The organism is Vibrio proteolyticus NBRC 13287 (assembly GCF_000467125.1).
Lineage (GTDB): Bacteria > Pseudomonadota > Gammaproteobacteria > Enterobacterales > Vibrionaceae > Vibrio > Vibrio proteolyticus.
This window is the reverse complement of sequence record NZ_BATJ01000005.1, coordinates 121,279-147,769: the sequence shown is the minus strand read 5'-3', so window position 1 is coordinate 147,769 and position 26,491 is coordinate 121,279. Positions and strand designations below refer to the sequence as shown.

Annotated in this window: 28 protein-coding genes and 1 pseudogene; 18 read left to right on the top strand and 11 right to left on the bottom strand. The window is 47.7% G+C overall.

Going from position 1 to position 26,491, the window contains the following annotated elements; genetic code table 11:
• Positions 1-334 precede the first annotated feature (334 nt).
• Both VPR01S_RS22105 and VPR01S_RS08075 read left to right on the top strand, forming a co-directional pair.
• Positions 335-591: pseudogene (locus tag VPR01S_RS22105) on the top strand (GMP reductase); the annotation flags it as partial.
• Between the two features lie 186 nt (positions 592-777).
• Positions 778-1,272, top strand: a complete 495-nt coding sequence (locus VPR01S_RS08075) for a hypothetical protein (protein WP_021704822.1) — start codon at positions 778-780, stop codon at positions 1,270-1,272.
• 333 nt (positions 1,273-1,605) lie between these two features.
• On the opposite strand, the gene VPR01S_RS08070 is transcribed toward VPR01S_RS08075, so the two are convergent.
• On the bottom strand, positions 1,606-2,517 hold the full coding sequence (locus VPR01S_RS08070; RefSeq protein ID WP_021704821.1) for an AraC family transcriptional regulator: 912 nt from the start codon (positions 2,515-2,517) through the stop codon (positions 1,606-1,608).
• 538 nt (positions 2,518-3,055) lie between these two features.
• Between VPR01S_RS08070 and VPR01S_RS08065 the strand changes: the two genes are divergently transcribed.
• Positions 3,056-3,502 carry a cupin domain-containing protein gene (locus VPR01S_RS08065; RefSeq protein ID WP_021704820.1) on the top strand — a complete coding sequence of 149 codons (447 nt, stop codon included), beginning with the start codon at positions 3,056-3,058 and terminating at the stop codon, positions 3,500-3,502.
• Positions 3,503-3,671: 169 nt separating this feature from the next.
• Positions 3,672-4,061, top strand: coding sequence for a cupin domain-containing protein (locus VPR01S_RS22100; protein WP_021704819.1), 390 nt, complete (start codon positions 3,672-3,674; stop codon positions 4,059-4,061).
• On the opposite strand, the gene VPR01S_RS08060 is transcribed toward VPR01S_RS22100, so the two are convergent.
• The 3 genes from VPR01S_RS08060 to VPR01S_RS21950 are packed head-to-tail and all read right to left on the bottom strand — an operon-like array spanning position 4,017 to position 6,299.
• Positions 4,017-5,189: an MFS transporter gene (locus tag VPR01S_RS08060; RefSeq protein WP_021704818.1), complete on the bottom strand. Its 1,173-nt coding sequence runs from the start codon at positions 5,187-5,189 to the stop codon at positions 4,017-4,019. The genes VPR01S_RS22100 and VPR01S_RS08060 overlap by 45 nt on opposite strands.
• Positions 5,179-5,583, bottom strand: a complete 405-nt coding sequence (locus tag VPR01S_RS08055) for a VOC family protein (RefSeq protein WP_021704817.1) — start codon at positions 5,581-5,583, stop codon at positions 5,179-5,181. The genes VPR01S_RS08060 and VPR01S_RS08055 overlap by 11 nt, the downstream gene beginning before the upstream one ends.
• Positions 5,538-6,299: a hypothetical protein gene (locus VPR01S_RS21950; protein WP_052035735.1), complete on the bottom strand. Its 762-nt coding sequence runs from the start codon at positions 6,297-6,299 to the stop codon at positions 5,538-5,540. The genes VPR01S_RS08055 and VPR01S_RS21950 overlap by 46 nt, the downstream gene beginning before the upstream one ends.
• A 686-nt stretch (positions 6,300-6,985) precedes the next feature.
• Here VPR01S_RS21950 and VPR01S_RS08040 point away from each other — a divergent pair.
• On the top strand, positions 6,986-7,462 hold the full coding sequence (locus tag VPR01S_RS08040) for a GNAT family N-acetyltransferase (RefSeq protein WP_021704815.1): 477 nt from the start codon (positions 6,986-6,988) through the stop codon (positions 7,460-7,462).
• Positions 7,463-7,539: 77 nt separating this feature from the next.
• Complete coding sequence (locus tag VPR01S_RS08035; protein WP_021704814.1) at positions 7,540-8,058, top strand: NUDIX hydrolase; 519 nt, start codon at positions 7,540-7,542, stop codon at positions 8,056-8,058.
• 41 nt (positions 8,059-8,099) lie between these two features.
• On the opposite strand, the gene VPR01S_RS08030 is transcribed toward VPR01S_RS08035, so the two are convergent.
• Positions 8,100-8,420: a heavy metal-binding domain-containing protein gene (locus tag VPR01S_RS08030; RefSeq protein WP_021704813.1), complete on the bottom strand. Its 321-nt coding sequence runs from the start codon at positions 8,418-8,420 to the stop codon at positions 8,100-8,102.
• A gap of 176 nt (positions 8,421-8,596) precedes the next feature.
• Here VPR01S_RS08030 and VPR01S_RS08025 point away from each other — a divergent pair, with 176 nt between their 5' ends.
• From VPR01S_RS08025 to yejF, 4 genes are read left to right on the top strand one after another with little or no spacing between them, the layout of a single operon-like run.
• Positions 8,597-10,414 (top strand): extracellular solute-binding protein, encoded by a 1,818-nt coding sequence (locus VPR01S_RS08025; protein WP_021704812.1) that lies wholly within the window; start codon positions 8,597-8,599, stop codon positions 10,412-10,414.
• Between the two features lie 12 nt (positions 10,415-10,426).
• Entirely contained in the window at positions 10,427-11,518 is a 1,092-nt protein-coding gene (locus VPR01S_RS08020; protein ID WP_021704811.1) for a microcin C ABC transporter permease YejB, read from the top strand.
• Positions 11,518-12,564 (top strand): ABC transporter permease, encoded by a 1,047-nt coding sequence (locus tag VPR01S_RS08015; protein WP_021704810.1) that lies wholly within the window; start codon positions 11,518-11,520, stop codon positions 12,562-12,564. The genes VPR01S_RS08020 and VPR01S_RS08015 overlap by 1 nt, the downstream gene beginning before the upstream one ends.
• The gene (yejF, locus tag VPR01S_RS08010) at positions 12,564-14,159 is read left to right on the top strand and encodes a microcin C ABC transporter ATP-binding protein YejF (RefSeq protein WP_021704809.1); all 1,596 of its coding nucleotides are present in this window, start codon (positions 12,564-12,566) and stop codon (positions 14,157-14,159) included. The genes VPR01S_RS08015 and yejF overlap by 1 nt, the downstream gene beginning before the upstream one ends.
• A gap of 145 nt (positions 14,160-14,304) precedes the next feature.
• Here the strand turns inward: yejF and VPR01S_RS08005 are convergent, their stop codons facing one another.
• The 3 genes from VPR01S_RS08005 to VPR01S_RS07995 all read right to left on the bottom strand — a co-directional run bounded on the left by VPR01S_RS08005 (position 14,305) and on the right by VPR01S_RS07995 (position 17,210).
• Complete coding sequence (locus tag VPR01S_RS08005) at positions 14,305-15,990, bottom strand: GGDEF domain-containing phosphodiesterase (RefSeq protein WP_040902455.1); 1,686 nt, start codon at positions 15,988-15,990, stop codon at positions 14,305-14,307.
• Between the two features lie 223 nt (positions 15,991-16,213).
• Positions 16,214-16,630: a PPC domain-containing DNA-binding protein gene (locus VPR01S_RS08000; protein ID WP_021704807.1), complete on the bottom strand. Its 417-nt coding sequence runs from the start codon at positions 16,628-16,630 to the stop codon at positions 16,214-16,216.
• Entirely contained in the window at positions 16,617-17,210 is a 594-nt protein-coding gene (locus tag VPR01S_RS07995) for a TetR/AcrR family transcriptional regulator (RefSeq protein WP_021704806.1), read from the bottom strand. The genes VPR01S_RS08000 and VPR01S_RS07995 overlap by 14 nt, the downstream gene beginning before the upstream one ends.
• Before the next feature lie 104 nt (positions 17,211-17,314).
• On the opposite strand from VPR01S_RS07995, the gene VPR01S_RS07990 reads away from it, so the two are divergent.
• Complete coding sequence (locus tag VPR01S_RS07990; RefSeq protein WP_021704805.1) at positions 17,315-17,929, top strand: glutathione S-transferase; 615 nt, start codon at positions 17,315-17,317, stop codon at positions 17,927-17,929.
• A gap of 210 nt (positions 17,930-18,139) precedes the next feature.
• Positions 18,140-18,592 carry an RNA-binding S4 domain-containing protein gene (locus tag VPR01S_RS07985; RefSeq protein ID WP_021704804.1) on the top strand — a complete coding sequence of 151 codons (453 nt, stop codon included), beginning with the start codon at positions 18,140-18,142 and terminating at the stop codon, positions 18,590-18,592.
• A gap of 32 nt (positions 18,593-18,624) precedes the next feature.
• Here VPR01S_RS07985 and VPR01S_RS07980 read toward each other — a convergent pair whose 3' ends face one another.
• Positions 18,625-18,828, bottom strand: a complete 204-nt coding sequence (locus VPR01S_RS07980) for a hypothetical protein (RefSeq protein WP_040902429.1) — start codon at positions 18,826-18,828, stop codon at positions 18,625-18,627.
• Positions 18,829-18,986: 158 nt separating this feature from the next.
• Between VPR01S_RS07980 and VPR01S_RS07975 the strand changes: the two genes are divergently transcribed.
• From VPR01S_RS07975 to vctC, 4 genes are read left to right on the top strand one after another with little or no spacing between them, the layout of a single operon-like run.
• Positions 18,987-19,898, top strand: a complete 912-nt coding sequence (locus tag VPR01S_RS07975; RefSeq protein ID WP_021704802.1) for a siderophore ABC transporter substrate-binding protein — start codon at positions 18,987-18,989, stop codon at positions 19,896-19,898.
• Between the two features lie 24 nt (positions 19,899-19,922).
• Positions 19,923-20,861 (top strand): iron chelate uptake ABC transporter permease subunit VctD, encoded by a 939-nt coding sequence (gene vctD / locus VPR01S_RS07970; protein WP_021704801.1) that lies wholly within the window; start codon positions 19,923-19,925, stop codon positions 20,859-20,861.
• A complete protein-coding gene (gene vctG / locus VPR01S_RS07965) occupies positions 20,851-21,801 on the top strand; it encodes an iron chelate uptake ABC transporter permease subunit VctG (RefSeq protein ID WP_021704800.1) in 951 nt (316 codons plus the stop codon). Before vctD ends, vctG begins: the two co-directional genes overlap by 11 nt.
• A 2-nt stretch (positions 21,802-21,803) precedes the next feature.
• On the top strand, positions 21,804-22,559 hold the full coding sequence (gene vctC / locus VPR01S_RS07960) for an iron chelate ABC transporter ATP-binding protein VctC (protein ID WP_021704799.1): 756 nt from the start codon (positions 21,804-21,806) through the stop codon (positions 22,557-22,559).
• 35 nt (positions 22,560-22,594) lie between these two features.
• Here vctC and cueR read toward each other — a convergent pair whose 3' ends face one another.
• Both cueR and VPR01S_RS07950 read right to left on the bottom strand, forming a co-directional pair.
• Complete coding sequence (gene cueR, locus VPR01S_RS07955; protein ID WP_021704798.1) at positions 22,595-22,981, bottom strand: Cu(I)-responsive transcriptional regulator; 387 nt, start codon at positions 22,979-22,981, stop codon at positions 22,595-22,597.
• A gap of 55 nt (positions 22,982-23,036) precedes the next feature.
• On the bottom strand, positions 23,037-24,008 hold the full coding sequence (locus tag VPR01S_RS07950) for a helix-turn-helix transcriptional regulator (protein ID WP_021704797.1): 972 nt from the start codon (positions 24,006-24,008) through the stop codon (positions 23,037-23,039).
• Positions 24,009-24,127: 119 nt separating this feature from the next.
• Here VPR01S_RS07950 and VPR01S_RS07945 point away from each other — a divergent pair, with 119 nt between their 5' ends.
• Both VPR01S_RS07945 and VPR01S_RS07940 read left to right on the top strand, forming a co-directional pair.
• Complete coding sequence (locus VPR01S_RS07945) at positions 24,128-26,119, top strand: TonB-dependent siderophore receptor (protein ID WP_021704796.1); 1,992 nt, start codon at positions 24,128-24,130, stop codon at positions 26,117-26,119.
• Positions 26,120-26,194: 75 nt separating this feature from the next.
• Positions 26,195-26,479, top strand: coding sequence for a DUF2218 domain-containing protein (locus tag VPR01S_RS07940; protein WP_021704795.1), 285 nt, complete (start codon positions 26,195-26,197; stop codon positions 26,477-26,479).
• Positions 26,480-26,491 lie beyond the last annotated feature (12 nt).

Genomic DNA, 26,491 nt, shown 5'->3' with positions numbered 1-26,491 from the left:
GTTATCAAACCCGAGTGGGCTGAGTGGCTCTTTATTAATGCGCAAGCTGAAACCATCGTAGTAAAGCCGACGTTCGACGCTGCATTTGAAAATCATAGGGCGCTTGTTTCCGGTTGGTATGGATAACAGGAGGGGCAAAAAAGGTGAAGTGCCTTCTTGGCTAAGGAAAGTCGGAAGCTCAATATATGGCAGAAATTGCTTTGAAAGCTGGCCCCAAGCTGGTCACATTGAAAATAAAGCCGAACGAATGATGCGCTGAATATCGCCATTTGAACTGGTTTTTATACAAGTTGTTTTTTTAAGCTTTTGATTTGTAATGGCTAGTTTAGTTATTCTAAAGTTCTACAGCATGTATTCTAAGGGCGCGATGGGCAAGCACTCTGGCGGCGTAGCGGGCTACCGGGCAGTTGAAGAAAAACCGTACTATTGCCATATCGTGGCAGTGTGCACGGCACCATCCAGGATATCCTCGGCGGCGTACGTTCAATTTGCGCCTGCGTAGGTGCAGTCAAGCTCAAAGAGCTAACCAAGCGCACCACTTTCATCCGCGTACAAGGTCAAGAGAACAACGTATTCGGTAAGGAGAAGTAATCGAGTTACCCAGGTCTTTCGAATGATTAAGAGCCGCATTTAGCGGCTATTTTTCCTGAAAGTTAAATAAATTTACTTAAATATCAATAGTTTAATTTTGTTGACTGAAAGTTTGTTATAAGTTTATATTTCCCGGAAATTATTTGCTGGCTAGGCAAGTCAGTATGTATATAAAGGGAAACTACTATGAAAAAAAGCTTCTTATTGTTGTCAATGGCGTCGTTGTTGTCGGCTCAAGCACTCTCTAAAGATATCTCATTTTCAAATCCAATAACTATATTGCCAAATGAAGATATTCAATCCTTTGAACTCTCAGATTTGGATGGTGATGGAAGACAGGAAATTGTATACCTGACGTCTAACGGTGAACTGAAGTATGCAAGCCAAGGCCACTACATAGACGAATCCTCTCGTGATTTGCTTAGGAGTACGGATTGGGCTGTTGATGGTCATACAGATGTGACGTTAAGGTTTAGTGATAGTGGGTATCTCATTCTGAAAATGGGGGCAGGACAAGGAACAAATTTACGCTTAAAAGATGGCACATTCACAGGGAGTAGCGGAAGAGGAGATCACTACATATTGATTGACCACATTTCCGATACAGAAATAAGCGGTAAGTTTACGTGTCATCAATTTGGAATTTATGGTGAGGTTCCTTTCACTGCAACCCCAGAGTAAAAATCAAATTAAAATATCGAAGTTGCCTATTTAGCTTGCAGATAGAAGAAAGTATGAAAAACAGTGATACGGATAAATTAATGGAGCTTCAATGTGCATTTCGTGAGCCATTTATTCTTCGTTATGTTATCAAAAATCAAGGTTGGAATGCTAAATAGTCAACAGCTCGTCTTTTATAAGCTCTCTTTTTTCTTCCAATCTCGAGAGGAGAAAATCGAGGGTTTACCCGTCTCAATCAGCTGTTCGTAACGGCCGTCGATGTATTGTATAGGTATGTGCTGAACTGAACAGCGATTGCCCAACGTCGGCCGCTTGGTTATTAATGGCGCCGTGTCAAAATGATGCCGACTTTCTCAAGGCTTTGATATCTTTTGACGGCGGCGCACCAAACATACGGCTGTATTCCCGGCTAAACTGTGAAGGGCTTTCATAACCGACTTTAAACGTTGTCGCCATGGCATCCAGGTTTTCGGTCAACATTAAACGACGAGCCTCATTGAGGCGCAGCTTTTTCTGAAACTGAAGTGGCGTCATTGAGGTCATCGAACGAAAGTGCGTATAAAAGGCAGATTTACTCATGCCGCTGTATGACGCTAACTCACTGACACTTAATGGTTTAACGAAATTATTCTTTAACCAGTCGATGGCTTTGGACACTTGATGGCTATGGCTACCTGACGTGACAATCTGATTCAGTCGAGTGCCTTGTTCGGTTGTCAGTAAACGATAGAAGATCTCGCGCTTAATTACAGGAGCCAGAATTTTGATGTTTTCCTCTTCATCGAGCAACCCCATCAAACGTACGAATGCATCCACTAAAGGTTCAGAGAGCGTACCCACCGCGATGCCTTTTTGAGCTTCCTTATCGTGATTGAAAGCAAGTTCGCTGTCGACGATCAACTGAGATATCTCTTGTAAATCGAGCTCCAAAATCAGTCCCAAATATGGGTGCTCTTCACTCGCCTCCATAATGTTGGCGATGATGGGCAGTTCTACTGCTGAAATTAAAAAATGATTGGCGTCGTAGACAAAGCTTTCGTCCCCAAGGAGGACGCGTTTTTTCCCTTGAGCAATCAGACAGATACTAGGGTGATGCGAATAACTGGCGGGTAAGGTGGGTGATGTCCAGCGACTGAGTCTTAGTCCCGGGATCGCCGTATCGTACTGATTGCGTTGACCGGTCCATTCCTTTATTTGGCGAATCAGCTTTTCACCGCTGACGGTTGTGTTTTTTTGGCCAGACATGGTCACTCCTTGGGGGCATCATTCGCTCAAAAGGCATAAAAACTGGCAGTTATTTTCAGCAATAATTTTCCATATGTAAAGACAATCAGGCAAGTGCAGGCCTTCAGCCTGACGGCGAGAAAGGTTGAGCGTGCTGGTATCTTAGGTGCGCATTAATATTATTGTCTATCTATACAATGTCTTATGAGTATTTTTGAGAGCCACACATTAAAGATGCAGTGATGGGGGGCTTATTTCTTTGGAGAATCAGGCAAGTTTTAGCAATGAATAGGCTAACGAGTAAGACACAGACAAGCGTAAAGTAAAAGCAAGGTACGAAATAATGGCCTCCACGCCGACAAATCAAACCATTCTTCAGCTCATTATTTATTAAATGTCGGAGGTAAACGGTGCAAACAACAGTCAGTGCCAGAGTGCAGATCGTGAATGCCACTGCCGCAGTGAACAGCGCGAAGCCAAGTTGAGGCACAGTATCACGCCAACGACACGGTCAGTCATGAAACATAAGAGTGTTGATTTTGAAAACTCGGGAGCAATGATGAAAAACGACGAAAACACACTGATTCCACGCGAGCTTCAGGCGGGAGTCTTTAATGGTAAAGGTATTTTTGATTTCGGTGAACGAAATGACGCGTATGCCGATTACTTTACCGGGACGAGCTTCCTGTCTCTGCTGAACCTCCAAGGCGTTACTGTCGCCAATGTGACCTTTGAGCCTGGTTGTCGCAATTTCTGGCATATTCACCATAAAGGTGGACAGATTTTACTCGTAACCGGAGGGAAAGGTTGGTATCAGGAATTCGGCCATCCTGCACAGGAGTTGTTACCCGGCAAGGTGGTTTATATCGCCCCTGGAACTAAGCACTGGCATGGTGCCGCAAAGGACAGTTGGTTTGCGCATGTTGCGGTAGAGATTCCGGCGGAAGGGGCCAGGAATGAATGGTTAGAGCAGGTCTCTGATGAAGAATATAACGCGTTAACCTAGTTCATCTTTCGGGGGGTATTCGTTTTTCCACTGCCTTTGAACGTTCCTTTTTTATTTCAGATGTGACTTATCACAGGTAATGACGGGGAGCATGGAGCCTGCGAGTAAGCGGTGGCGTTTAGTCTGCGGCTAAAGCACCACTGCTCGCAAGGGTAATCCGGAAAATGACGTGGCCAACTATAGTGCGGCGTATGTGACGTTCCAGCCCGGCGCGCGCAGTGCCTGGCATTCTCATCCCGCCGGGCAGCACATCATCGTGACATCCGGAGTCGCCCTGACAGGCACGCGTGATGGTAACGTGATTCGCTTTTCTGAAGGTGAGAGCGTGTGGTGTCCTCCCGGTGTTGAGCATTGGCATGGTGCAACGCCTGAAGCCGCCATGACACATCTGGTGGTGACGCCTCAAAAGATGGCCAGAACGCGATCTGGAAAGAGAAAGTCACGGACGAACAGTATCTGGGATCGCAATAAGAAAGAGCCGCATTTTGCGGCTCTTTCTTATTTTGGAGTGGAATTACGTCTGAAGCAATTTAGATCGATGGAATACCAACGCTGGTAGTGCTGCCAGAGCGGCATAAAAGCCGACGTACGTGACGCTTTGTGAAGAGAGCGCTTGTACGATCAACGGACTCAACCCACCGAAGATCGACAGGGCAACGTTATAACCCAGGCCGAGCGGTAGCGTTTGAGAATTGGCTTCTTTGAACAGCATCGTGGCCAGATTGCCGAGAATCAACGCCGAAATCAGCGAAATCACAAACAGCGCTCCAAGTTGTACGACCAATTGCCCATTGTTGAGCAAATAGTAAGACGGTACAAACAGTAACACCGCGCCGAGCAGCCCTACCTGAAACATTTGTCGGGAGTGGCTGAATTTGTCGGTCAGCCAACCCGTCCCAATCAGGAGAACGAACAGACACAAAGCGTTGTACAAACTGAAGTGTTCAATGTGCAGCTGATCATTGATGATATTGCTCGACAGGTTTTGGATGTAGAACACGACGCCACCGACCATGGCAATCACGAATATATTGGTAAACAATGACCAACTGAACTCGCGTTTCACAGTCGCGACTTTAAGTTGTGGTAAGCGCATCCGGAACCAGAAGCTCATTGCGATGTTCACCGCGCCAATAAACAGTGGAATACGCCAGCCGTACTGTTGCATTTCCTCGCCGGTCAGTGTCAGGTTAAGGATTTCGACCACAACCACAGAAATGATCACCCCCACGATGGAGCTGGCCACAATCATGCTGCTGATGCGCGACTGCTCTTTATCTGCGGTGTTTTCCAACAGATAGTTGATGATGGTTGGATACTCACCACCAAAACTGAAAGCTTGTGCCATCTGCAGAATCAAAAAGGCAAAAATGATGTACTGACCAAAAAACTCCACCGGCAGACACGCCATCAACAGGGTTGCAATACCAGTTAGGGTACTGGTAAAAATCAGCGCCTGTTTACGGCCGTGTTCATCCGCGATTTTACCGACTACGATGCCACCGAGTGGGCGCAGCAGGAAGCGTAGGGCGAAAATGATCCACACCAGGATGCCACCTTCGCTGATGCCTTGTTGCTCAAAAATTTTAGTGATGTATGGAGAAATAGCAGCGTAAACTGCGATGTCATAAAATTCGAATACGTTACCAGAGACAACTCCAAATCTCTGTTTCCAGTTAAGTTTCATTGTTTTCCTCGATTATCTCCAACTGATTTCCATCCGGATCCAGCGTGAAGAAGTACCTAAAGCCACCTAGCCTGGCGAGGGATATCTCAGAGCATTTCCCTGTGCCAGATAATTGTTGTTTTGTTGTTTCGATATCACTGACGCAAATCGCAAAATGTGTGATTCCACGGCGCTGTATATGGGGTAAGCAAGTCTCCTCTTTGTATTCGGTGAGTGGTGTATGATGAAACTGAAACAGTTCTATTCGAGCTGAAGTCTGATTACTGAGTAACACAATGTGGACCTTGTCATCCTGGTACTGCTTTTCTATCTCGAATCCGAATTGTTGATAAAAGGTCAGACTTGTTGTCAACGACTGGCAGGTGATGGATACGTGGTGCAGTGATGCAGACATGCTTCAGTCACTCCATAAAGTTTGAGCTGTTGGAACAGGTGGGAGAGTGGTCGGTTTTCGCAGCGGAATTTCGCTTTAATTTTTTCAATGCGATTCCGCTCAGCCTGTTGGCTGCAATGATGAAAAAACGCAATCTCTTTGATACTTTTCAGTTCAAGTAACTGGCGTATGGTTTCCATTTCCTTACTGCTCAGACACACATCACCAAATAAAAACGCATCTTTGTCGGAGCTGAGTTGAATTAGGGAGTGAGGTGTGTTGGGGGCAGATTGAATCGACTGTGTTAAGGAGATGGGCTTTGTCTGGCAATGTTTCCAAATGGTGTCGGCTTTAAATGCTAATGCCGGTCGCAAACTGGCCAGATGATGCTGCTCTGCCGGCAGCAGAGGGGCGCTGGTCGCGACAGAGAGGATATCGACACACTGATTGTCTGGAGACAATTGCGTATAATCGGTTTTGTATTTGATCCCACGCTGAGCCATCAAACTGTTGTGATTGTCATCGCGATAAGCCGTCCACTCTGTGATGCCACTGCGCATACGCGAACCAATATTGCGATACAAACCGGAATCCCAATACATTAAATGCCATTCGTAATCCGTCGAAATGGTATTAACGAGATTGTTATCAATATTGATTCTTGAAAAAGCGAGATGGATAACGCGGTTGTCACTGATTGAAATAACCTCATTAAACTGTTTAGAGGCCATTTCCATATTTAAATCACGTACATCCATGTTAACGGTTTAATCGTAGGAAATTGATGAAAGAAGGTCATTTTGAAACTCGTCCGGCGTTATTGTCAAGGCAGCTAGATCAGTTACAAAGGTCAATCGATAAAAATCCAATCGACCGACGATTTACGCCTCGTTTAACTGATAATTTCGCGAATATAAAGTGATCCTGGTAACGGTTTTATCAGTGACAAAACCCGCATTGCTTATGTTTTTGCTATTTGTCAAGTTGTATTTTACAACCTGTTATCGCCCGGTAGCTCAGCCATAATACAAACGCTCCTGAAGCTATTTATGTCTGACGTTGCGACTTCAGGAGTGGGAAAAGTGTCAGTGATTTTTTCAATGGGCTTTTCCTGGATGTTTAATTTGATTTGGAGACGTGAGTTTTTCGCTCTGGTTCTGATATCAACATTAGACCCTCGCCAATTTATACGCATATAATTATGTAACGCCACAAACGGAATGTTTGTGGCATTTTTTTGTCCAATTGCAAGTAACAAGACGATGCGGTTGCGTGACGACACCTCATTTTTAAACAATTCCTTTGAAATTCAATGACCTCGTTTCTATGGTGGAGTACGGTTTATCGGCAATACCAGTTAAGTGGTATTGGGCGGTTCTCTGCTTGCAAAGGAATGCAGTTCTGACTTCTTAAGGACAATATAATGATTAAAATTGAACAAATGACGCCCTCCCATTATGAAGAGGTCTGCGACTTGAGCGTTTCTCAGGAGCAGATGCAGTATGTTGGCGATATTAACGAGATTTTGTGTTTGATTTCCACGGCAGTTCACCCCAATGTGATCCTGGCCGATGGCGCTGTGGTCGGTTTTTTCTTGACGGATATGACCTATCAACATGCGTATGATTTTTGCGAAGCGGGAACACTTGGGTTTCGTGCATTCTTTATCGACCAGCGTTTCCAGGGGCAAGGTTTGGGCACCCGAGCGATGTCGGTTATTAAGTCATTTATCCAGAGCACTTATCCGGCGTTTAACTGGCTGTATCTGACGGTGAATTGTAAAAATCCGGTTGCTCGTCATTGCTACGAGAAAGTCGGGTTCGAAGACACCCAGACGTTTTACTATGGTGGTAATGCGGGTCCGCAACATATTATGCGTTTAGGTTTACACGCTTGTTAAACGCCATCGCAGCCTCCGGTTGAGATCTGGTTAACCGGAGGTATAATCGACGCTCTGACAATCTCTGGCTCCGATTTATGCGACATATCAAAACCACACTCCATCCTGACATTGACCACCTCGACAATAAGATTGTGTTCAAGCGCAATGCAGCTCGTGCGATTGTGGTGGATGGAGAAGACATTCTTTTACTCTATACCGAGCGTTATCATGATTACTCCATTCCTGGTGGAGGGATTGATGAAGATGAAGACGTCATTGAGGGCATGATCCGCGAGCTGGAAGAGGAAACCGGGGCGAACAACATTCACAGCATCAAGCCGTATGGTATCTATGAGGAGTTCCGTCCCTGGTACAAAGACAATGCAGACATTGTTCATATGATCTCATACTGTTATACGTGCAAAATTGATCGTGAGCTGGGCGAAACTCGCTATGAAGATTATGAGATAAAAAACGGCATGAAAGCGGTCTGGATGAACATCCACGAGGCCATTGCCCATAACGAAAAGACCATAGCAGACAGCCCGAAAAAAGGCATGAGCATCGAGAGAGAAACGTATTTGCTCCAGTTGATTGCCAAAGAGATGATTTAACGATAAAGCCGCTGACTGTTCAGCGGCTTTATGTTCCATGTTCAGTCTACGACAACAGCCGTTCCGCTGGCAGAAACCATCAGCATTCCATTGCCCTGACCAAGCACTTCGTAATCTATATCGACACCAACCACGGCATTGGCGCCGAGGTCTTGCGCTTTTTGCTCCAGTTCCTGAAACGCAATTTCGCGGGCACGTTGCAGCTCCCGCTCGTACGTGCCAGAACGGCCGCCGACCAGATCGCGGATACCCGCGAACATATCTTTAAACAAGTTCGCACCAAGAATGGCTTCGCCAGCGATCACGCCTTTGTAAGCCACAATCCGTTTACCTTCCACACTTGGGGTTGTTGTTACGATCATAGTCACTCCTTCTCATTTTTAGTTGAGATAACCGCAGCAAAAGAAAGTTCGATTTGTTTTTCAAAAACGGTCTCAAGGTTGGTATTCTTCTCTATACTTATTCAAGTGATTGATTTATTAATATTAAACGCGTCTAAGCCGTTTAAGAGATAAGAGAAGTTCAGGGAGATTACCAGATGGGGAAAATGAATCGCATCGTACTTGGCGTATCCATATCGTTACTCAGCGCCGCCAGTGGTGCCGCCGTGGTCGAAACAACCAGGCTGGTCGGCTTTGGAGAAGCGAAGTATCCGGAAAACTTTTCCCATTTTGACTACGTGAATCCTGATGCCCCGAAATACGGTAGCATCACCTTTGGTGCGATTGGTACGTACGACAACTTCAACCGCTATGCATCAAGAGGCGTCGCCGCGGCACGCACCGCGGAATTGTACGATTCACTGATGTTTTCACCCAGCGATGAGATTGACGCTTATTACCCCTTGATTGCCAAGAAGGTGCGTTATTCTGATGATTTCACGTGGGGGGAGATAGACATCAATCCTGATGCGCGTTTTCAGGACGGTGAGCCCATTACGGCAGAAGATGTGGCATTTACGTTCAATAAATTTATGACGGAAGGAGTTCCGCAGTATCGGGTCTATTTTCAAGACATCAAGTCCGTGACGGTGAAAGACAAGCTCACGGTGCGCATTGATATGGCGACGCCAAACCGGGAAAAACTGTTCAGCTTTATGCAGTCGACACGGGTATTGCCAGAACACTTCTGGAAAGATAAGAACTTTGCCGAACCGCTGAATACGCCTCCGGTGGGCAGCGGCCCATATAAAATTGTGGATTACAAGTCAGGCCAGAGTGTTACGTATGGCCTGGATGAGACTTATTGGGCGAAAAGCCTGCCAGTCAATGTGGGGCGTAATAACTTTACCCGCATTCAATACGATTACTACCGCGATGACACAGTGATGCTGGAAGCGTTTAAAGCCGGAGAATTCGACTTTCGTCAGGAAGCCTCAGCGAAGTTCTGGGCAACGTCTTACACCGGCGTGAACTTCGATAAAGGTTTCATCAAAAAGCAAGAGATCCCGCATCAACAGCCAGCCGCTGCAATGGGGTTTGTGTTCAATACCGAACGTCCTGTTTTCAAAGACCCAAGAGTTCGTGAAGCTCTCAGTTATGGTATGGACTTCGAGTGGATGAACAAGAATATGTTCTACGACCAGTACACTCGCACGCGCAGCTACTTTCAAAACACGGACTACGAAGCGAAAGGGACACCCGGAGCGGGTGAACGCGCCGTATTAGAGCCATTTAAAGACCAACTGCCGCCGCGACTGTTTACGGAAGAATATCAGCCGCCGGTGACCGATGGCAGTGGCCGGATTCGGAGCCAGATGCGCAAAGCGTTTGCCTTGCTCAAGCAAGCGGGCTGGGAACTGAAAGACAAAGTGATGACCAACGTGAAAACAGGTGAACCACTGGAATTTGAAATGCTGATCTACAGCCCAACTACCGAGCGGATTGCGATACCGGTGCAGAAAAACCTTCAGCGAATGGGGATCAGCATGAAGATCCGTTCTATCGATACGACGCAGTACACCAAGCGTCTGCGAGAACGTGATTTCGATATGGTCTCGTCGTCCTACTCACCCAACCCGTATCCTAGCCCGAATTTATTGATTATCTGGAACTCTCATTATATTGATTCCACGTACAATACTGCCGGTGTGCGTAGCCCTGTGGTTGACAAGTTGACCGAAGAAATTGCGAAAAATCAGCAGGACCCGGAGAAGCTACTGACCTTGGGCCGTGCGCTGGATCGGGTATTGCAATGGGGTTTTTATATCATTCCTCAATGGCACACCAGCATGTACCGGGTTGCAATGTGGGACAAATTTGGTCGCCCTAATGAGATACCGAAGTACGACCTCGGTGTGGACACATGGTGGGTAGACAAGCAGAAAGCGCAAAAGCTACCAGAGAAGCGTCGCTGAAAAGAGGGATAAATGGCAGCTTACATATTCAGGCGTCTGTTATTGGTGATCCCCACGTTGTGGGCGATCATCACGATTAACTTTTTTATTATCCAGATTGCGCCGGGTGGGCCGGTAGAGCAGGCCATTGCCCAATTAGAAGGGCATAACTCGGGTATCATGGAGCGCTTTGCCGGTGGCGGTAGTGAAGTCGACTTACCGTCGGCCAGCGACAATGGCTCTCCGACAGGGTACAAGGGTTCTCGCGGGTTAGATCCTGAAGTGGTCGCTGAAATACGCAAACAGTTCGGCTTTGATAAGCCCATTCTTGAACGTTACTGGGACATGCTCAGTAATTACGTCACCTTTAACTTTGGTGAAAGTCTGTTCAAAGGTGGGAACGTCATCGACCTGATTGTGGAGCGTTTACCGGTCTCCATCTCTCTTGGCTTGTGGAGTACGCTGATTATCTATTTGATCTCCATCCCCTTGGGGATTCTCAAGGCTATCCACCACGGCTCGCGATTTGATATCTGGTCTAGTGCGGTGGTCATCGTCGGTTATGCTATTCCGGGCTTTTTGTTTGCCATCATCCTGATCATTGTGTTCGCCAGTGGGAACTATTTCAGTTGGTTCCCTCTACGCGGGCTCGTGTCTGGCAACTTTGAACAACTGACCTGGTATCAGCAGATTGCCGACTACTTTTGGCATTTAACGCTGCCTATCCTGGCGATGGTGATTGGCGGATTTGCAACCCTGAGTATGTTGACGAAAAACTCTTTCCTCGATGAAATCAATAAACAGTACGTTGTCACAGCCAGAGCGAAAGGGTTGGATGAGCGCAGCATTTTATACAAACATGTCTTCCGCAATGCCATGTTGATCATTATTGCAGGTTTTCCCAGCGCCTTTATCAGTATTTTCTTTACCGGTTCTATGTTGATCGAAGTAATGTTTTCGCTCGAAGGCATTGGCCTACTGGGTTTTGAATCGACGATTCAGCGCGACTATCCGGTTGTGTTCAGCTCACTGTATATCATGACTTTGCTGGGATTAATCCTGAGTATTATTTCCGATCTGACTTACACATGGGTCGATCCTCGCATCGACTTTGAGGCGCGTTAATGAAGTTAGTGTCATCCAGAAGAAGAAACCCGTTAAATGAAGCGCGCTGGCAACGTTTCCGTGCCAATAAACGTGGCTGGTGGTCGTTATGGTTTTTTTCTGTATTGTTTATCATCAGTTTATTTGCCGAACTGGTTGCTAACGATCGGCCGCTGTTTGTCGACTATGACAATCAATGGTTTTTCCCGGTGTTTCATGAGTACGCAGAAACCGATTTTGGCGGCGAATTCGACATTGCCGCGGATTACACGGATCCGTATATTCTGGAACTGATTGAAGAGAAGGGATTTGTTGTTTGGCCGTTGATCCGTTTCAGTTATGACACGATTAATTACAATATCCAGGGATCAGTACCGTCGGCACCGGATGCCGTTAACTGGCTGGGAACCGATGACAAAGGTCGGGATGTCTTGGCCAGAATTATCTATGGCTTTCGTATTTCGGTGCTCTTTGGTTTCGTGCTCACCATTGTATCGAGTGTGGTTGGTGTTGCGGTGGGTGCGACACAAGGTTACTACGGGGGCTGGCTGGATCTGTTTGGGCAACGTTTTATTGAGATCTGGTCGGGAATGCCCACCTTGTTTCTGCTGATCATCTTGTCGAGTTTTGTTGAGCCGAACTTCTGGTGGTTGCTGGGCATTATGGTGCTGTTCAGTTGGATGAGTTTGGTCGGTATCGTTCGCGCGGAATTTCTGCGTTGCCGCAATTTTGACTACGTGAGAGCCGCGCAGGCAATGGGCGTGGATGACAAACGCATCATGCTCAGACATATGTTGCCAAATGCCATGGTCGCTTCACTGACCATGATGCCGTTCATTCTTTCCGGCTCTGTCACGACACTGACTTCACTGGATTTCCTGGGTTTTGGATTGCCGGCCGGTTCGCCATCGCTGGGTGAACTGCTGGCGCAAGGCAAAGCGAACCTTCAGGCTCCTTGGTTGGGCATTTCAGCGTTTATGGTGCTTTCTTTGATGCTGACGCTACTGGTGTTTATTGGCGAAGCGGTCCGGGATGCGTTTGACCCACACCAACAAGGGAGATCCTGATGACGAAAACAGTATTAACAATCCGGGAGCTGTCGGTTGGTTTTGGCCGCAGCAGCAACATCGAACAAGTAACAGACAAGGTCTCTTTTTCCATCAATAAGGGTGAAACGCTGGCATTAGTTGGGGAGAGCGGCTCGGGTAAGTCGGTGACGGCCAACTCGGTACTTAAATTGTTGCCCCGAGGATCAGCGCATTATCTGAATGGGCAGATCCAGTTTGATGGCGTTGACATGCTCACGTGCTCAGAACGTCAGCTTCGCGGTATTCGTGGCGGGCGGATTGGTATGATCTTTCAAGAGCCAATGGTGTCGTTGAATCCACTGCACAAAATTGGCAAGCAGTTGGTGGAAACTCTGGCGGTTCACCGCGGCATGCGCACCAACAAAGCGGAATCGTTAGCGATTACCTGGCTCGACAAAGTGGGCATCCGCCATCCTAAAGTCAAAATCAATGCATACCCGCACGAGCTCTCAGGTGGCGAGCGGCAACGGGTGATGATTGCCATGGCACTCATCAATGAACCAGAGCTGCTGATTGCCGATGAACCCACCACGGCGTTGGATGTGTCGGTTCAGGCTCAGATTCTCGATTTGTTGAAATCGTTGCAACAAGAGTTGGGGATGGCGATGTTGTTCATTACCCATGATTTGTCGATTGTGCGCCGCATCGCGGATCGTGTGGCGGTGATGCAGGACGGAAAATTGGTTGAACAAGGAGAATGTCAGGCTCTGTTTTCTGATCCACAGCATCCCTATACGCGTCAGTTGATCAACTCCGATCCACGAGGATTGCCGGTGGATGTCCCATTCGGTAATGAAACGCTGCTGAGCGTGGAACAACTGAAAGTCTGGTTCCCGATCACTGGTGGATTATTTAAGCGGGTTATGTCACACGTAAAAGCGGTGACAAACATGGCGTTTGAGTTAAAGCGAGGCCACTCCATTGGCCTGGTTGGAGAAAGTGGCTCAGGAAAATCCACGACCGGTATGGCAATTCTGAAGTTGGTCGCATCTGAAGGCAGTATCGTTTATGCCGGAACGGATTTGCAGGCATTGGATCGAAAAGGCATGCTGCCGTATCGGAGTAAAATGCAGGTGGTATTTCAAGACCCGTTTTCGGCGCTCAATCCGAGAATGTCAGTTGCTCAGGTGATTGGTGAAGGTTTGCGGGTTCATCACCAGCAATTAGATGAAGATGCGCTCGATCGTATGATATGCGAGGTGATGGAAGAGGTGGATTTGGATCCGCAGACCCGGCACCGTTATCCGAATGAATTCTCCGGTGGTCAGCGACAGCGTATTGCGATTGCGCGGGCATTGATTCTCAAGCCCGAGTTCATCTTACTGGACGAACCGACCTCGTCACTTGACCGCACCGTGCAGGCTCAGGTATTGGATCTCCTTAAGTCACTGCAAGAAAAATACGGGTTGACCTATCTGTTTATCAGTCACGATTTGAATGTGGTTAAATCGCTCTGTCACTACACGATTGTAATGCGTAATGGCGAAGTGATTGAGCAGGGTGAAACTCAATCCATGTTCAGTCATCCGCAACAGGAATACACCCAACAGCTCGTGAGCTTATCCAGTTTTTAGCAGCACTGCCGGTTTGGTGATTAGGTGAAAAGCATTCAGAAAAAACCGCAGACTTCGCAGTGACAAGTTCTAAGGTGATGGCGGTGAAAACCTAAAAACTTGGCTGCAGCCCTATCGGTAGCCGTCGGCGCTATGATGCTCCCTCTCATAGGGTGAATTGACTGGCGCTGGCGATACTCAGTGGCTTGGAGAACCAGTATCCTTGCAGGTAGGTCGCGCCCATCTCGGCAAACGTTTTTTGCATTTGAGCATCTTCAATACCCTCGATTACTACATCTACGCCATTTGTACGGCACAGTTGGGTGATGAATTCGAGATAGTCGAACGATACCCGATGTTTAAGCGAGTGCCAGGCCAGCGCTTTATCGATTTTGATTTGGCTCAGGGGCAGCTCGAAAAAGCTGTTGAGTGAGCTGTAGCCGGCGCCAAAGTCATCCAGCGACAGGTTAAATCCGTATTGTTTCAGCTCTTTTAGCTGACGTCGCGCGTACTCGTTATTATCAAGAATAACGGTTTCCGTCAGCTCCAGCACGATGTTACGCGTAGGAACATTGGCCCGCGTGGCGATATTGTTGACCTGCTCCGGGAACTGCGGCGTCAGTAACTGCACCACGGAGACATTGACGTTCACTTTGACATCACAGTTGTGCATCAGGTGATAACGGTGAATGAACTTGCAGGCTTTTTCAAACACCACATAGCCGAGGTCGACAATCAGACCTTTTTTCTCCGCCACCGGAATGAACTCATCCGGGTAAATTTCTCCGAAGGTTTTAGAACGCCAACGTACTAATGCTTCAAAACTGGCCACTTGCTGTGACTGTGCATCCACGATCGGCTGGAATTTTACGTTCAACTCACCATTGACGATGGCACTTTTCAGGCCTTGCTCGATGAAGAAAAAGCGCTCCACTTTACGTCTGGTATCACTGCTGTATATCTCCAGGCGATGGCTGTTGCGCTCGCGGCCAAACTGACAGGTGCGTGCGGCGATTTTTATGACCTCTTCCGGGGAAAGTTTGCGGTCAACGCGAGGGTAGATCCCGACACTGATGTCTTTGCCGTACGCCAGGTTATTGGCCGACAGGCTTTCCTGATAATTTGACATGATGTGTCGACCCAGAGACAACAGCTCGTCGTCGCAGAGATCCCCTTTGACCAAAAGAGCAAAATCTTCGGTGCGCAAACGGTACAGTTCGGATACTTCGTAAGGGAGATCGTTAAGCGTGCGCAACAGGAAGTTGAGCATGCGTTTGAGCAGTTTGGTGTCGTAGTGGTTGAGGTAAAAGCGCATCTCATCATTTTGAATGTAGATAAGGGCGTAATCGCTTTCTTCTTGTCTGGCAAGGCGTTCCAGTTCTATGGTCAGTTTTGATTGATTCGCAAGTCCGGATGGGACATCGGTTAGCGCCGCCTGACGCAGATACTCTTCCATCATCTTCTGAGCGGAAATGTTCCGGTGACTCCCCAGAATAAAGCGCTTGCCGTTTTGCTGCTTGAGTATGGCGGTGCCTTCTATCCAGATATAGTGTCCGCTTAAATGGCGTACCCGATATTGATTGGTGATTCGGCTGACCTGATTTTCCAGCAACTTATGTATTTCCCCGGCAAGGACATCACGTTCATCTGGGTGCACCAATGCCAGCCAGTCCTGTATGTGGGCAAATTCAGTGCCCAGCCCGAACTGGCGATAGAAATTGGGGTTCATGAAGGACATTTCATTCTGCACGCTGACACAGAAAATGCCTTCATTGAATACATCCAGAATGTTGATGAAGCTGTCCTTCATCATTTGATCGTAATAGTCTCTCACGACGGGAGAAGTTTCCATTAAGTCGAGTTTCGCCAACATAACCAGGTGGAAGAGTGAATGCCATCCAACCAGGCTTGTGACTGTTTGCGCTTCGTATCAGTTTGCGGAATCAGCGTTACTGTTTGGATAGACTAAATAAGTTTGAGGTCTGAGTAACATAACGGCTGTCGATGAAACATTTATGAAGCATGGTACTTTAGTTAGGCGACAATTTATAAAAAATAACTTAATTTTTAGAGATTTACTGGGGCGAGCTGACGTTTTTGATAGATAGCTCACTGTATCCTGTTGTCTTATCGTCTTCTCTGTCAAAAACGTAATCTGGATAATAATGAATGATCAGCTCTGCGGTCGTATCAATGAGGCATCCGTCGAGGACATGCCCTCCCCATACCTGACCGTTAACGTCAGAAACACTGATGTGAAGATGCTGATGTTGAGGGGTCAGTGTGCCCATCAGTGATACGATTTCATAAGATTCACACCGTCGCATGTTCTGTTCGGCGCCCGCCAGTCTCACATGCAATTGCGATAAACTGCCCACGCAAGATGCGATACTGCCCGCCTGGATGTGACGCTGAACTACAAGACGTTGGATTGCCTGTTTCAGATCATCCCCTCGGGTGAGTCGGATGGCGTAGGCTTTAATGTCGCTCATAGTTCGGGTTCTCGACTAACAACAGCAGGCATTCTAACGCATTATCGAGATCCTGGTAACGCTTTGCCTTACCGAGCACCCGCATTCCCTGCATCTGGTTAAGTATCAGGCAGGCCAACTGATGTGAGGAGAGATCGTCCCGCACTTTCGCGTTCTTTTGCCCGTTGTGCAGCGCACATTCGATGCGTTGCAACAGAAAGTCGAACAGATGATGCCCTTTACTGAGAACCTGGTCGTCCTGGCCAGCATGCTCCACCAGTGCATTTTGCATGAAACAACCACAAGGTCGGCGGCGCTGTAGTTTGGCAAAACTGATCAGGAACGTTCTCAGCTCTGTCCAGTCAGCGTCGGAAGTGTCCAAAGTTTGTGCGGACGGGAACGAGACACTGTTAAGGTACGCATCGAGCGCTTCGTAGTACAACGACTGCTTGTCACCAAATGTGTTGTACAGACTGAAGCGGTTGATTTTTAGGGTATCGACCAAATCGGAGATGGCTGTATTGGCGTAGCCTCGTTGCCAAAACAATTCCATTGCTTCCAGCAGTTTTTCTTGCCGGTCAAAGTTACTTTTTCGTGCCATGCAGAGATGAATTCCTGACTAAAATAATTCTTGACTGAACGTTTAGAAATTATCTAGATTGTAATCTAAACGATCGTTCTGAAAAAGTCATATAAGGAAGTGACATGAAAATTTATGAAACTGAAATGACCCCGAGTTGCCGACGCGTCTCCCTGTTTCTTAGAGAGCTGGGAGTTGATGTGCCACGAGTTCAGGTTAATGTGCGTGAAGGAGAAAATCTGACGGACGAATTTCTACGCAAGTGTGTGAATGGTAAGGTGCCTTTGCTGGAACTGGATGACGGTACGACCGTATGTGAAAGTGTCGCTATCTGCCGTTATTTCGATGAAGTGACTCCGAATGACCACGCGTTGTTTGGTCGCAACGCACTGGAAAAAGCGCAGGTGGAGATGTGGCATCGAGTGGTTGAGTTTCAAGGGTTGGTGGCTGGTTTTCAGGCGTTTCGCAACCTGACAGGTATGTATAAAGACCGGGAGCATTGTGTGGAAGCGTGGGGCGTAGAATCGAAGGCCAGGGTTGAGGCGTTCTTGCCACAACTGGATCAACGCTTGGCGGAAAGCTCATATGTGGCTGGTGAACACTTCACCATCGTGGATATCACAAGCTATATCTTTATCGGGTTTGCGATGAAGGGGTTGAACATTGAAGTGCTGAACCGCTTTACGCACATAGCAAAGTGGTTTGAATGTGTGTCAGCCCGACCGGCGTTTCAATCCTGATTCGATGGTGTCCGCCGTTGTCTGACGGGTTGAGCGCTTCGCAGATAAGCACTCTTAAGCGTATCAAACGGATACCTTGCTAGAAAGGTGGTGGTTGTTTGGCGGCAGAAATCGCACAACGCGCTTTTCACGCCGGCGTATGTTGAGAAAACTGTATCCTGCCTGATAATAGCGGTACACTGCGGCAACGAAAACAAAGTCAGGTTTGTTATGACAACAGAATTGAACGAGCAACATGAGCAGGAAATTGAAATCGAGGCCGAGGGCATTGAGGTTTCTGCTCAGCCGATAGAGCTGTACAAAGTAATGAAGATCGCCAACCTGGTGAGTGGCGGCGGTGAAGCCAAACATGCCATCGCAGAAGGTTATGTTGCGGTCAACGGCGAGCTGGAAACACGCAAGCGCCGCAAGCTGTACGATGGTGATTTCTTTGAATTCAATCAGGAATACTACGTTGTATTGTGCGATGCGCCGGTAAGTGAGCCAGAACCTAAGGCCAAACAGCCAGCGTCAAAGGCAGCTAAGCCTGTTGCAGAGAAAAAGCACAAACGGGCAGGTGACAAGTCTGGCAAAAAAGCCAACAGTAAAACCGCGCCAAAAGAGCAGAAGTCCAAGCCGAGTCGAGACGAGAACAGCGGCCGAAATTCCATCGATTTCTTCTGAACGTAAAAAAGCCAGTCTTGCGACTGGCTTTTTTATTTCATCTGTTCACTCTGTCTCTTTTTTGATGGGCTGTCTGATTGCTCCATCAACATATCAAGCTCTTCCTGGGTAATCAGATCACTGAAGTAATCGATTTGGTGTCCCTGGTATCTTAGTTTCTCTACCAGTTCCATTTTTTGAGAGATGGTCAGGTCATCCACTTCGGTGAGCAGTTTCTCAAACTCTACTTTATCCATGGTACCACCCCGGTACAACTACAACCCTTATGAAGTATGGCTTAAGAATGATTATATGCCAATGCGAGAAAAATAAATTGCTTGTTGATCAGCAGTATAATAGCCGCTATATTGCGCTAATCAAAATAATAATGATTCTCATTAATAAGGCGTATATCATGAAAACTTCGTTCGGAATCTTCACGTTAGGGGTGCTGGCTTCATTCACAGTGTCGGCGGCACCGGTGACCGTTACCCATGAAATGGGCAGTACCACGCTGGAGCAGAACCCTCAGCGCGTTGTCGTGATTGGCATCGGTGCTCTTGATGCTGTAGACAGTCTGGGCGTCGAGCCAGTCGCGGTAGCAAAAGCCACGACACTGCCCGCGTATTTGGCGAAGTACGATGACAGCAAATATGCGTCGGCTGGCAGTTTGTTTGAACCGGATTTTGAAACCATCTACATGCAAAAGCCGGACTTGATCGTCATCGGGTCACGTGCGGCTACCAGCTTTGATGAGCTGAAAAAAATCGCCCCGACCATTGTCTTTGCAGCCGATGATAAAAAAGGCTACTGGGAATCGACTCAGGAGCAGTGGCGAAACCTGGGTAAGGTGTTTGGCAAGAGCGAGCAAGTGGAGCAAAAAATCGATGCGCTGGACAAAGAGTTTCACTCGATTCGTAGCTACAACCAGAACAACAACATTGATGCCCTGACGGTCATGAGCTCGGGGGGCAACATCACGACGTTTGGCGAGCAGTCTCGCTTCTCTGCTATTTACAAAGATTTTGGTTTTAAACCAACCGTGGAAGGCATTAAAGCCAGCCGTCATGGCGACCTTGTTTCTTACGAATACATTCGCAAAGCTGATCCAACAACTTTGCTTATCATTGACCGCGATAAGCTGGTCAACAAAGGTAAGAGCCACACCCGAGAAGAGTTTGAAAATGACCTGATCAAAGCGACCAAAGCTTACCAGAACAAGCACATGACGTTTTTGGATCTGAATGCCTGGTATCTGGCGATTTCTGGTGTGACGGCCACTGAACAGATGATCTCCGATGTGAAACAGTCTGTTGGCATGATGTAAGCCAAATTCAAGCAGAGGTTAGCTTTGAAAAAGTTATTGCTTGTTTTGCTGTTGCTCAGCGCTGCGTCCCTGTTTGTCGGTGTCGGAGAGTTGAGCGTAACACAACTGATTCAGGGAGAAGCTGCCGCGTGGCAGCTTCTTGTTTACAGCCGCGTTCCACGTTTGTTGGCCATATTGCTCGCGGGGGCAGGGTTGAGCATTGCTGGTCTTATTATGCAGCAGATCAGTCAGAACCGCTTTGCGGCCCCTTCAACCTCCGGCACCATTGAGTGCGCCATGCTGGGTTATGTGCTCAGTCTGGTGATCTTCGGGGACGGAAATCAATTATGGCTGATCTTTTTGGTCGCAATGGCCGGAACGCTGGTGTTCGTCCAGTTTATCCAGCGCGTTCAGTTCAAAAACGCCGTGTTTGTGCCGTTGATCGGGATAATTTTCGGTAATGTGGTGGACTCGTTAGCCAGCTTTATCGCTTATAAATACGATGCGATTCAAAACCTGTCCGGGTGGGCGGTGGCCAATTTTGCCAACCTGCTTCAGGGCGATTATGAGTTGCTCTACATCGCTTTGCCAGTAGCGGTGTTCAGTTACCTTTATGCGGCTCGTATTTCTGCGGTGGGGATGGGAAAAGACTTTGCCATCAATCTGGGGCTGAACTATCAGCAGGTGCTCGTAATCGGTGTGATGCTGGTGTCGGTGATGGCCGCGACAGTAGTGATGATTGTCGGACAATTGCCTTTCCTTGGGTTGATAGTACCCAATTTAGTGAGCCTTTATTTTGGCGACAATCTACGTCGTAACATTCCGTTGACCGCGATTCTGGGCGCTCTGATTGTGCTGGTGTGTGATTTGGTTGGCCGAACGCTGATTTTTCCATACGAAGTGCCGATTTCCATGATCATCAGTATCCTCGGCGGCGGAGTGTTTATCGTGTTTATCCTGCGAGGTCAGCAACATGCAAGATAAATACAAACTTATCGGCCTGCTGGCGATCGCACTGGTGTTCGCGACGCTGTTTGTTGCCATTGGCTTAAATGCGGATAACTATCAATATTTTCTGTCCCGTCGGGTGCCTAAAGTCTTGGCAATGGTGTTAGCCGGAACCGCGATTGCGCTGTCGTCAATGGCGTTTCAGACCATCACGAACAACCGCATTCTCACTCCAAGCATTATGGGCTTTGACGCGCTGTACCTGTTTACACAGGTGTTGGTGGTGGCCACTTTTGGCGGCATGAGTGCTTATGCGCTCAATGCATACCTTAACTTCGGTTTGTCTGTGGCAATGATGCTGGGATTCTCGTTAGTGCTGTTCTGGTTTTATTTCCAGAAACAGCAGCGTAACCTGATTGCATTGTTGCTTCTGGGCGTGATCCTGGGTCAGTTGTTCTCCAACATTTCGTCATTTTTCATCATGCTGATGGATCCGAATGATTTTGCGTCGGTGCAAGCCAACATGTTTGCCAGCTTTAACAACGTCAAAGTGGATCTGGTGTATCTGTGTATGCCGATTCTGGTGGTGGTTAGCGGGTTGCTTTACCGAATGCACCGGACGCTGGATGTTTTCTGGCTCGATAAAGACAATGCGGTGAGTCTGGGTGTTGACGTGGAAGGCACAACTAAACGGGTGCTGATGTTATCGGCCATTCTGATTGCCGTTTCGACCGCTTTGGTGGGGCCGATTATGTTCTTTGGTTTGTTGGTGACCAACCTGACTCGTGAGTTTTTTAACGCTTTTCAGCATCGCGTTCTGCTGGTCGGGTGTTCAATGTTATCGGTCGCTGCGTTGCTGAGTGGGCAATGGATTGTCGAAAACCTGTTTGCATTTTCAACCACGCTCAGCGTCGTGATTAACTTTATCGGTGGCGTCTATTTCTTATCGATGCTGATCCGCAATAAAATTTTATAGTTATGATTAAACTGGAAAAACTGACCAAAATGTTTGGTCAACAAGCGGTGGTGAGTGAGGCCAGCGCTAACTTTGAAAAAGGCAAAGTTACCTCTATTATCGGCCCGAATGGAGCCGGAAAAAGTACCTTATTGTCTATGGCGAGCCGACTGCTTCCCCGAGATGCGGGGTCGGTGGTGATCGACGGCAAAGAGCTGGCGGAGTGGAACACCCAGGCGTTGGCAAAACGGCTGTCGGTGCTACGCCAGGCCAATACCATTACCATGCGTTTTACTGTGAGGGAAATGGTCTCGTTTGGGCGTTTCCCATATTCGAAAGGCAAACTGACCGCAGAGGATGAATCTATCATCGAACAGGCAATCGCGTATCTGGATCTGCAAGCCATTCAACACAAGTACCTGGATGAGTTGAGTGGCGGCCAGCGACAAATGGCGTTCATTGCGATGGTGATTGCTCAGGACACTGACTACGTTTTCCTCGATGAGCCGCTGAACAATCTCGATATCAAACACTCGCTCCAGATCATGCGCACCATTCAGCGTTTGGCGCACGAGATGAACAAAGCCGTAGTGGTTGTGATTCACGATATCAACTTTGCTTCTTGTTACTCAGACATCATTCTGGCACTGAAACACGGCAAAGTGGTGGCTGGTGGACGTGTAGACGAGGTGATTGACGAGAAGGTGCTCAGTGACATCTACGAAACGCCGTTCAATGTTTTAGAGCTGGACGGTAAACGTATGTGTACTTACCATTAACGAAAAACAGCCGCTCATTGAGCGGCTGTTTTGCTTTATTTGGTCAGGTCTTCAATAATCGGGCACTGGCTGCCTGAATCGCCCGGGCAAGCGGATACCCAGTTTTTGAGTTGTTTTTTAATTTCCGTTAATTCGCGGATTTTCACTTCGATTTCTTTGAGCTTTTCTTCGGTCCGGCTTTTCACATCACGACTTTGTCGATGTGGGTCTTCGGCCAGGTGCACGAAGTCTTTACACTCTGCCAATGAAAAGCCGGCGTTTTTCGCGCGTGAAATCAGGTTGAGCTGCTGAATTTGCAGTTTGGAGTATTCACGATAACCAGACTCACTGCGAAGTGGTGGCGCGATTAAGCCTTTTTCTTCGTAAAGACGAATCGATTTACTGGATAAACCGGTCAGTTTGGCGACTTCCCCAATGTTCATACTGCTCTCCGCAATGCGATATCTGCCCCGATTCTACTCCTGCCGTGCTAAGAGTTCAAAGTTTTACAAAAGCCGTGGGTGGCTGTCCAAATGCTTTTTTAAAGGCGATGGTAAAGTTGGACGGGTGCTGGTAGCCCGCATCGTAGGCCGCTTCGGTGATCGTGACCAAACCACTTTCCAGATGCTGCTTGGCGATCTCCAGCCGCCGCTGACGAATATACAGATTCACTGTCATACCGAGTTGTTGCTTAAAGCGACGTTGCAGATTCGATACGCTCATCGAAAACTGCTGCGCCAGTTGTTCCAGATTGAGGGGGGCACTCAGGTGTGTTTCGATGTAACTGATCATGTCTTCAAGCTCGCCATACTGATTTGCCGTTTGTGCGCAGTGACACTGATGGATTGTTCCGGCTTCGGATTGCTGGCAAATATGCGCCATGAGCTGATAAGTGAGGCTCTCCATCTTCATACGCTCAATAAAACTTTTCGGTGAGGGCAGAGCAATCAGCTCTCCTGCAAGCCGGATGATTTCTGGTGTCATGCGAATATTCAGATGATTTTTGTGATGCTCAAGGAAACAGTCCATGCCGCATGGAAGGCCAAGTTTGGTCTGAATCCAGTGAGGATGAAACATCATATTCACTTTGACGACATGGACGTTGGCCTGCAGTGCCCGGCGAAAATTCGCGGCTTTAGCCAGGTTGACCATAACGCCTTGCGGTCGCTGATCCGCTTCCAGTTTGAATGCCAGATCGTCGTAACCGAAATCGAGCTTACCCTCCAACAACAGGGTGACAATCACAGCCGGTGGTGCCGTGGAAACCACCTGAGAGTTCATCAGTTCATAGCTGTTACCACCATGTAACGCGAAGGCCTGGTCGCATTGATAAGAGAAGAAGTGCCCTTCAGCAATGGGATTACTGCCATTGGCCGACTGACTGACGATCAGCTGTTTTTCGTCATGGTGGACTTTTTTGGTCAAGGCGATCTTATGCAGTCTAGTACCGCGAACTTCACTATTGGTCATATTGCGCTTTCTTCATAACAGCTATGCGATCTCGCATAACCTATTCATCTTCCCGTTAATAGTAATGAAACTTATCATAATTGCGAATTGTTATCATTTGTATTTGTGGGATAAATTTCATGAAAAGGGTTAAAACTACACCTCATAAAAGAACCTTACTGGGTTTAGTGATCAGCATGATGTTGGCGGCTCCGGCTGTTGCAGAGGAAAACACTCAGTTTGATGAAGTCGTTGTATGGGGAACCAAAGTCTCGAGTAACTCAGAGTCACTGGGGGCGGAAGATATGTCGGTAAAACAAGCGGATCACATGTCTGACTTGTTACGCGATATTCCCGGGGTTGATGTCGGTGGTACTCACTCGGTCAACCAACGAATTAACATTCGTGGTTTAGGGGAAACCGACTTGGATATTCGTCTTGATGGGGCATCTCAACATGCCAATATGTTTCATCATATTGGCAACCTGACGCTCAATCCGGACATTCTCAAATCGGTCGATGTTGAAGTTGGCAACAACTCCGTGACTCAGAATGGCCTGGGCGGGGCGGTCTATTTCGAAACCAAAAATGCCAAGGATTTGTTGCGATACAACGAACGTTTTGGTGCCCGGGTGTTTGGTGGTTACGCAACCAATGACAACCAACAGGGATCGCTAACGGCCTTTGGCCAGTTAAGCGACCGCGTCGACGCCATGATTTATGGTCATTACGTTGAACATAAAAACTTTAAAGATGGCAATGGTGAAGAGACCTTCGGTGCAGCTGGTGATGTATACAACATTCTCGGCAAAATCGGGTTTGAACCTTCAATGGACCACCGTTTTGAACTCTCCTATGACCTTTATCGCGACAGCGGTGATTACAGCCCGCGTCCGGACATGAACGGTGGTGCAAACGAAGGACTCAGCGGTGAATTGCTGATTCCCACCGATTATGACCGTGACACGGTCACTTTAAGTTATGCGCTTAATAAGCAACATCACAATGGCAAAGTGGTGGTGTACAGCAGTCAAACCGAAATCGATCGTGATGAGAGCAAAACGGGTTGGGAACGCATGGGGCGTGCGTCGCGCAACACCGCCACCAACCGCAATACCGGGGTTAACGCGACGTTCCATTCGGATGTTAGCCTTATTGGCCTGAGTAACCACGTGACATATGGCCTGGATTACATGAACAAAAACAGCACCAGTAAATACGGTGGCAAGAAATACATGGATGAGAGCGCAATTTCGACGGCGGTGTTTGTCGAAGACAAAGTGTATCTGCTGGACAACTGGAGCGTGACAGCGGGCTTGCGTTTTGACGACTACAAACGTGAAGCCGAAACGGGCACAGACAGTTTCGACGATATGACCTGGGCGCTGGCGACAGAATGGAATATCAACTCAGACTGGACCTTATTTGCCAGCACGCGCAGCTTGTTTAAAGGTCCGGAATTACTGGAAACCTTTGTCCGTTATCAGACCACGACCTATCTGGATGACAACATCAAAGCGGAAACCGGTTTGAATACGCAAGGCGGTGTGCGCTTTAACAAACGTATTGATGATCACTTCATCAGTTCTAGTCTGACGCTGTTCAGAACGGACATTGACGATTATCACGCTGAGGAATGGAACGGGGCTGGTTACACTATAGTCAACCAAGGGGATGCAGAGTACAAAGGCTTTGAGTTCAGTGCTTCTTATGGATATAAACAGTTTAATTCGAAGCTTTCTTATGCCAAGTCGGATAACAAAGACAAAACCAATGGCGGTCCGGTTCTGGAGAATGAACGCAGTTCAGACATGGGCGACTCCATTGCGCTGACACTGGATTATCAGGCGGATTCGATTGATACCATTTTCGGCTGGACCTCAATTGTGGTGCTGGATGAAGACAACGTTTTGGAAGGAACCGCAGACAAAGACGGCTACAATGTCCACAACCTGTATGTACAATGGTTGCCTTCACAAGCGCAGAACTTGTCTGTCACTTTTGGAATCGACAATATTTTTGACGAGGCCTATGTGTCACATGCTTCGCGGACGGGCCTGGCGCGTGGTCTTAATACCGACGACTACGAACCGGGACGTAACGTCAAGCTCTCAGCGGCTTATCAGTTCTAATCATCCTTTTTCGGCTCAGGCTTGCCATTTTTTGGCAAGCCTTTTGGCGTTGAGCTACCGCATTTGGAGAAAATCATGTTACATGCAAAAACTCACGTTCACTCTGAACATGTCAGTAAGTATTTGGTGGTGTTGTGTCGCCATTTTGCACGTAAAGTGCATGCACAATGGGACGAATGGCAGGGCATAGTTCATTTCCCGGTTGGTACGGCCAGAATGGAAGTCGATGAGAAGCGCAGCACGCTGAGTATTTTTTGTGAAGCGGAAGACGACAAGCAACTGGCAATGCTCAAACAGGTGCTTGAGCAGCACATGGAAATGTTTGCCCGGCGTGAAACCATAGTGCTGATCTGGGACTAATCAAACGGGGTG

Bases quoted from the DNA above. Each gene is read 5' to 3' on its own strand.
- VPR01S_RS08075 (WP_021704822.1), top strand. From the start codon at position 778: ATGAAAAAAAGCTTCTTATTGTTGTCAATGGCGTCGTTGTTGTCGGCT.
- VPR01S_RS08070 (WP_021704821.1), bottom strand. From the start codon at position 2,517: ATGTCTGGCCAAAAAAACACAACCGTCAGCGGTGAAAAGCTGATTCGC.
- VPR01S_RS08065 (WP_021704820.1), top strand. From the start codon at position 3,056: ATGAAAAACGACGAAAACACACTGATTCCACGCGAGCTTCAGGCGGGA.
- VPR01S_RS08060 (WP_021704818.1), bottom strand. From the start codon at position 5,189: ATGAAACTTAACTGGAAACAGAGATTTGGAGTTGTCTCTGGTAACGTA.
- VPR01S_RS08055 (WP_021704817.1), bottom strand. From the start codon at position 5,583: ATGTCTGCATCACTGCACCACGTATCCATCACCTGCCAGTCGTTGACA.
- VPR01S_RS21950 (WP_052035735.1), bottom strand. From the start codon at position 6,299: ATGGAAATGGCCTCTAAACAGTTTAATGAGGTTATTTCAATCAGTGAC.
- VPR01S_RS08040 (WP_021704815.1), top strand. From the start codon at position 6,986: ATGATTAAAATTGAACAAATGACGCCCTCCCATTATGAAGAGGTCTGC.
- VPR01S_RS08035 (WP_021704814.1), top strand. From the start codon at position 7,540: ATGCGACATATCAAAACCACACTCCATCCTGACATTGACCACCTCGAC.
- VPR01S_RS08030 (WP_021704813.1), bottom strand. From the start codon at position 8,420: ATGATCGTAACAACAACCCCAAGTGTGGAAGGTAAACGGATTGTGGCT.
- VPR01S_RS08025 (WP_021704812.1), top strand. From the start codon at position 8,597: ATGGGGAAAATGAATCGCATCGTACTTGGCGTATCCATATCGTTACTC.
- VPR01S_RS08020 (WP_021704811.1), top strand. From the start codon at position 10,427: ATGGCAGCTTACATATTCAGGCGTCTGTTATTGGTGATCCCCACGTTG.
- VPR01S_RS08015 (WP_021704810.1), top strand. From the start codon at position 11,518: ATGAAGTTAGTGTCATCCAGAAGAAGAAACCCGTTAAATGAAGCGCGC.
- yejF (WP_021704809.1), top strand. From the start codon at position 12,564: ATGACGAAAACAGTATTAACAATCCGGGAGCTGTCGGTTGGTTTTGGC.
- VPR01S_RS08005 (WP_040902455.1), bottom strand. From the start codon at position 15,990: ATGGAAACTTCTCCCGTCGTGAGAGACTATTACGATCAAATGATGAAG.
- VPR01S_RS08000 (WP_021704807.1), bottom strand. From the start codon at position 16,630: ATGAGCGACATTAAAGCCTACGCCATCCGACTCACCCGAGGGGATGAT.
- VPR01S_RS07995 (WP_021704806.1), bottom strand. From the start codon at position 17,210: ATGGCACGAAAAAGTAACTTTGACCGGCAAGAAAAACTGCTGGAAGCA.
- VPR01S_RS07990 (WP_021704805.1), top strand. From the start codon at position 17,315: ATGAAAATTTATGAAACTGAAATGACCCCGAGTTGCCGACGCGTCTCC.
- VPR01S_RS07985 (WP_021704804.1), top strand. From the start codon at position 18,140: ATGACAACAGAATTGAACGAGCAACATGAGCAGGAAATTGAAATCGAG.
- VPR01S_RS07980 (WP_040902429.1), bottom strand. From the start codon at position 18,828: ATGGATAAAGTAGAGTTTGAGAAACTGCTCACCGAAGTGGATGACCTG.
- VPR01S_RS07975 (WP_021704802.1), top strand. From the start codon at position 18,987: ATGAAAACTTCGTTCGGAATCTTCACGTTAGGGGTGCTGGCTTCATTC.
- vctG (WP_021704800.1), top strand. From the start codon at position 20,851: ATGCAAGATAAATACAAACTTATCGGCCTGCTGGCGATCGCACTGGTG.
- vctC (WP_021704799.1), top strand. From the start codon at position 21,804: ATGATTAAACTGGAAAAACTGACCAAAATGTTTGGTCAACAAGCGGTG.
- cueR (WP_021704798.1), bottom strand. From the start codon at position 22,981: ATGAACATTGGGGAAGTCGCCAAACTGACCGGTTTATCCAGTAAATCG.
- VPR01S_RS07950 (WP_021704797.1), bottom strand. From the start codon at position 24,008: ATGACCAATAGTGAAGTTCGCGGTACTAGACTGCATAAGATCGCCTTG.
- VPR01S_RS07945 (WP_021704796.1), top strand. From the start codon at position 24,128: ATGAAAAGGGTTAAAACTACACCTCATAAAAGAACCTTACTGGGTTTA.
- VPR01S_RS07940 (WP_021704795.1), top strand. From the start codon at position 26,195: ATGTTACATGCAAAAACTCACGTTCACTCTGAACATGTCAGTAAGTAT.